We start from the raw sequence: 5867 nt of genomic DNA on the forward strand, positions 1-5867 counted from the left end.
TTGGTTGCGGGAGCAGGATTTGAACCTGCGACCTTCAGGTTATGAGCCTGACGAGCTACCGGGCTGCTCCATCCCGCGACAGGGGAGATCGTTTCGAGAGATACGGGTTGTGGGCCTTGCTAGGTTTGGCGGTGACCTACTCTCCCACGTCTTGAGACGCAGTACCATTGGCGCGGCAGCACTTAACGGCCGGGTTCGGAATGGAGCCGGGTGTTTTGCTTGCGCTATGACCACCAAACCGAGAAAGACCCACAACGTCGCGCCCCGCGCGACGGGTCGGCGGAAGCGATCTGCGCAGCAGATTGCGTGCCGACACCCCCGGGGTGCTGGGAGCGACATTTCCAAGTCAAGTATGTGTAGGGGTTGTATGCTTCGTCTGATCTGGAACAGTCTTGCTGTTCCTGGATCGGATCAAGCCTATCGGGCCATTAGTACCGGTCAGCTGAACGCATTGCTGCGCTTACACCTCCGGCCTATCGACGTGGTGGTCTTCCACGGCCCTCAGGGATACCTTGTTTTGAGGGGGGCTTCCCGCTTAGATGCCTTCAGCGGTTATCCTGTCCGATCATAGCTACCCAGCACTGCCGTTGGCACGACAACTGGTCCACCAGTGGATCGTTCACCCCGGTCCTCTCGTACTAGGGGCAACTCCTCTCAAGTATCCTACACCCACGGCAGATAGGGACCGAACTGTCTCACGACGTTCTAAACCCAGCTCACGTACCTCTTTAAATGGCGAACAGCCATACCCTTGGGACCTGCTCCAGCCCCAGGATGAGATGAGCCGACATCGAGGTGCCAAACACTGCCGTCGATATGGACTCTTGGGCAGTATCAGCCTGTTATCCCCGGCGTACCTTTTATCCGTTGAGCGATGGCCCTCCCACTTGGGACCACCGGATCACTATGGCCGTCTTTCGACTCTGCTCGACTTGTCAGTCTTGCAGTCAGGCTGGCTTCTGCCATTGCACTCAACGAGCGATTTCCGACCGCTCTGAGCCAACCTTCGCGCGCCTCCGTTACGCTTTAGGAGGCGACCGCCCCAGTCAAACTACCCGCCACACAGGGTCCCGGAACCGGATAACGGTCCGCGGTTAGACATCAAGCAATGCAAGGGTGGTATCTCAAGGGAGGCTCCACAGAAACTGGCGTTCCTGCTTCGAAGCCTACCACCTATCCTGCACATGCATGGCCTGATGCCAGTGTGAAGCTGTAGTAAAGGTGCACGGGGTCTTTCCGTCTAACCGCGGGAAGCCTGCATCTTGACAGGCAATTCAATTTCGCTGAGTCGATGTTGGAGACAGCGGGGAAGTCGTTACGCCATTCGTGCAGGTCGGAACTTACCCGACAAGGAATTTCGCTACCTTAGGACCGTTATAGTTACGGCCGCCGTTTACCTGGGCTTCAATTCAGAGCTCTCACCCCTCCTTTTAACCTTCAGGCACCGGGCAGGCGTCAGACCCTATACGTCGTCTTACGACTTCGCAGAGCCCTGTGTTTTTAATAAACAGTCGCCACCCCCTGGTTTGTGCCCCCAGCCAAAACTTGCGTTGAAACTGGGCCTCCTTCTCGCGAACTTACGGAGGTATTTTGCCGAGTTCCTTCAACATCGTTCTCTCAAGCGCCTTGGTATTCTCTACCAGTCCACCTGTGTCGGTTTAGGGTACGGTCTAAAAGTGGGGCTATTTCCAGGAACCGCTCAGCAGCCCTTCCAATCCGATAAGGAAGAACTACCCCTGCGATCCGTCACCACCACATGGCCCAGGAATATTGACCTGGTTCCCATCGACTACGCCTTTCGGCCTCGCCTTAGGGGCCGGCTTACCCTGCTCAGATTAGCTTTAAGCAGGAACCCTTGGACTTTCGGCGAGAGTGTCTCTCACACTCTTTGTCGCTACTCATGTCATCATTCTCGCTAGTGATCTCTCCACCGGATGCCTTACAGCCCGGCTTCACAGAAAGGACTATCTCCTCCATTACATCCCGAAGGATGCAGAAGAGGAGGAGTCCTATGTCACACTACGCTCCGCTACCATGCGCTATGCGCATCCTCGGCTTCGGCTCATGGCTTGAGCCCCGTTACATCTTCGCCGCAGGACAACTTGATTAGACCAGTGAGCTGTTACGCTATCTTTAAAGGATGGCTGCTTCTAAGCCAACCTCCTGGTTGTTTTGGTCGTCCCACCTGCTTTCCCACTTAGCCATGAATTGGGGGCCTTAGCCGGAGGTCAGGGTTGTTTCCCTCTCCACTACGGGCGTTAGCACCCGCAGTGTGTCTGCCATCTAGTACTCCCTGGTATTCGGAGTTTGGTTAGGATCAGTAAGCCTGTGGGGCCCCATTACCCATCCAGTGCTCTACCCCCAGGGGTATTCGGATGACGCTCTACCTAAATAGATTTCGCGGAGAACCAGCTATCTCCGAGTTTGATTGGCCTTTCACCCCTAGGCACAACTCATCCCGACCTTTTTCAACAGGTGTGGGTTCGGACCTCCAGTTGGTGTTACCCAACCTTCATCCTGGTCATGCCTAGATCACTCGGTTTCGGGTCTGATCCATCTAACTCGACGCCCTATTAAGACTCGCTTTCGCTGCGCCTACACCTAACGGCTTAAGCTTGCTAGATAGACCAAGTCGATGACCCATTATACAAAAGGTACGCCGTCAGCTCTCGAGGAGCCTCCGACTGATTGTAGGCGTTCGGTTTCAGGTACTGTTTCACTCCCCTCGTCGGGGTGCTTTTCACCTTTCCCTCACGGTACTGGTTCGCTATCGGTCAGTAAGGAGTACTTAGCCTTCGGGGGTGGTCCCCCGATCTTCAGACAGGATTTCACGTGTCCCGCCCTACTTAATACGTTCCATCGAGCTTCATATACGGGACTGTCACCCGCTGTGGTTGGCCTTTCCAGACCATTCTATTCACTCTCAGGACTCGGCTGGTCCCCGTTCGCTCGCCGCTACTAGGGGAGTCTCTATTGATGTCCTTTCCTCCGGGTACTTAGATGTTTCAGTTCCCCGGGTTTGCTCTTAAAACCCTATGTATTCAGGTTAAAAGTACCTGTTTAAGCCCGTTATAGGCTGCCCGAAGGCAATTATAACGAACTTTCAGGTGGGTTGCCCCATTCGGAAATTCCTGGATCAAAGCTTATTCTCAGCTCCCCAGGACTTATCGCAGAGTATCACGTCCTTCATCGCCTCTTACTGCCAAGGCATCCACCAAACGCCCTTCTCGCGCTTGATCCGATCCAGAAAGAGCAAGACTGGATATTTGCGCTACCGCCTTGCGGCCAGTTGAGCGCAGTGCCCTGCAAACATCACGCTGGTTCGTGTGATGTCGTCTATTTCCGGATCAGAAGCATACTTTCCCGCCCTCGCCGTGCGGCGAGGACAATCTCATTCACCCTATGCAAAGTGAATGAGGGGTTAGTGTACTTGACTTGGACAACTCTGTTCTTTTTCTGATCGGGATATCTTGCGCTTGGTCGAGGAAACAACCGCCGGCAAAACCTTCCCCTCACGGGGAACCAACCAGAGATCGCCGCACACTCGCGGCAATCAAACAGTGTTGATTTTGTATCTCTCTAAACGATGTCAATCGTCCGATTGGACGGATAAGCACTGCACAGTGCTTATCGATCAAATCGAAACCTCTTTGTCTCGCAGCGGTGACGGAATTGGTGGAGCCTAGGAGGATCGAACTCCTGACCTCCTGAATGCAAATCAGGCGCTCTCCCAGCTGAGCTAAGGCCCCATGTATTCCCCGGGGTGTCCCGGATGGAATGGTGGGTCGAGGAGGACTTGAACCTCCGACCTCACGCTTATCAGGCGTGCGCTCTAACCACCTGAGCTACCGACCCTAATGACGTGACCCTGCCACGCATGAGGCAAAGCCCAGTCGCCAACGAGCGGTAGCTCGCTGCGTGTTCTGAAGAGATATGAGGACGGCCTGGCTCTTTGATGCGCACCAGTGACTAACTGGTGCTTGCTAAGTGTTCCACGTCTGATGGCAAGCCATCTGATCTAGGAACATCCTTAGAAAGGAGGTGATCCAGCCGCAGGTTCCCCTACGGCTACCTTGTTACGACTTCACCCCAGTCGCTGATCCTACCGTGGCCGCCTGCCTCCCGAAGGTTAGCGCAGCGTCGTCGGGTAGAACCAACTCCCATGGTGTGACGGGCGGTGTGTACAAGGCCCGGGAACGTATTCACCGCGTCATGCTGTTACGCGATTACTAGCGATTCCGACTTCATGGGGTCGAGTTGCAGACCCCAATCCGAACTGAGACAGTTTTTTGGGATTAACCCATTGTCACTGCCATTGTAGCACGTGTGTAGCCCAACCCGTAAGGGCCATGAGGACTTGACGTCATCCACACCTTCCTCCCGCTTATCACGGGCAGTTTCTCCAGAGTGCCCAGCCGAACTGCTGGCAACTGAAGATGTGGGTTGCGCTCGTTGCCGGACTTAACCGAACATCTCACGACACGAGCTGACGACAGCCATGCAGCACCTGTCACTCGGTCACCGAAGTGAAAACCAGATCTCTCTGGCGGTCCGAGGATGTCAAGGGTTGGTAAGGTTCTGCGCGTTGCTTCGAATTAAACCACATGCTCCACCGCTTGTGCGGGCCCCCGTCAATTCCTTTGAGTTTTAATCTTGCGACCGTACTCCCCAGGCGGAATGCTTAATCCGTTAGGTGTGTCACCGACAAGCATGCTTGCCGACGACTGGCATTCATCGTTTACGGTGTGGACTACCAGGGTATCTAATCCTGTTTGCTCCCCACACTTTCGCACCTCAGCGTCAGTATCGAGCCAGTGAGCCGCCTTCGCCACTGGTGTTCTTCCGAATATCTACGAATTTCACCTCTACACTCGGAGTTCCACTCACCTCTCTCGAACTCAAGACTGGGAGTTTTGGAGGCAGTTCCGAGGTTGAGCCCCGGGATTTCACCCCCAACTTTCCAATCCGCCTACGCGCGCTTTACGCCCAGTAATTCCGAACAACGCTAACCCCCTCCGTATTACCGCGGCTGCTGGCACGGAGTTAGCCGGGGTTTCTTTACTGGGTACAGTCATTATCTTCCCCAGCGAAAGAGCTTTACGACCCTAAGGCCTTCATCACTCACGCGGCATGGCTAGATCAGGGTTGCCCCCATTGTCTAAGATTCCCCACTGCTGCCTCCCGTAGGAGTCTGGGCCGTGTCTCAGTCCCAGTGTGGCTGATCATCCTCTCAAACCAGCTATAGATCGTAGGCTTGGTAGGCCATTACCCCACCAACTACCTAATCTAACGCGGGCCGATCCTTCTCCGATAAATCTTTCCCCCGAAGGGCGTATGCGGTATTACTCACCGTTTCCAGTGGCTATTCCGCAGAGAAGGGCACGTTCCCACGCGTTACTCACCCGTCCGCCGCTAGACCCGAAGGTCTCGCTCGACTTGCATGTGTTAGGCCTGCCGCCAGCGTTCGTTCTGAGCCAGGATCAAACTCTCAAGTTGAAAACCGATTGCTCGGTTGTCCTTGACGTTCGAACCTCAGCACATCTTGATTGCATCACCGAAGCCCCGAAGGACCCGGCTGCTCCACCCGGCTAAGGAAAGGAGCGCAATCAAACTTTCTGTTTCTCGTGCTTCAGTACCAAAGGCACCGAAGACCGACAAACAGTGAAGCTGACACTTCATTATCGGACCGAAGTCCTAGAAGCGTTGATATGCTAGGCTTGATCCATCGAAATGAACCAGAGCCGCCCGCATATCTCTTCAGATATCTGCGATGTCAAAGAGCGTGAGAGACAAAACCAGACCAGTGCGCCCTAACTTCCGGCGCGCCCGCCTGCCCGTCTCTCGAAGTCTGTTCCGCCTCGTCTGCG

General features: G+C 54.8%; 3 tRNA genes and 3 rRNA genes. All 6 read right to left on the reverse strand.

What is annotated here, in order from left to right:
* Position 1: 1 nt before the first annotated feature.
* Positions 2–78 (reverse strand) — tRNA-Met (locus IQ782_RS29215).
* A 45-nt stretch (positions 79–123) separates the two neighbouring features.
* Positions 124–238 (reverse strand): 5S ribosomal RNA (gene rrf / locus IQ782_RS29220).
* 169 nt (positions 239–407) lie between these two features.
* Positions 408–3239 (reverse strand): 23S ribosomal RNA (locus tag IQ782_RS29225).
* Between the two features lie 434 nt (positions 3240–3673).
* Positions 3674–3749, reverse strand: a tRNA-Ala gene (locus IQ782_RS29230).
* 29 nt (positions 3750–3778) lie between these two features.
* Positions 3779–3855 (reverse strand) — tRNA-Ile (locus tag IQ782_RS29235).
* A gap of 179 nt (positions 3856–4034) precedes the next feature.
* Positions 4035–5496, reverse strand: a 16S ribosomal RNA gene (locus IQ782_RS29240).
* The 16S, 23S and 5S rRNA genes sit together here with 3 tRNA genes alongside, the layout of an rRNA operon.
* Positions 5497–5867: the final 371 nt, after the last annotated feature.

The sequence above is a fragment of the Salipiger mangrovisoli genome, assembly GCF_015223355.1.
GTDB lineage: Bacteria > Pseudomonadota > Alphaproteobacteria > Rhodobacterales > Rhodobacteraceae > Salipiger > Salipiger mangrovisoli.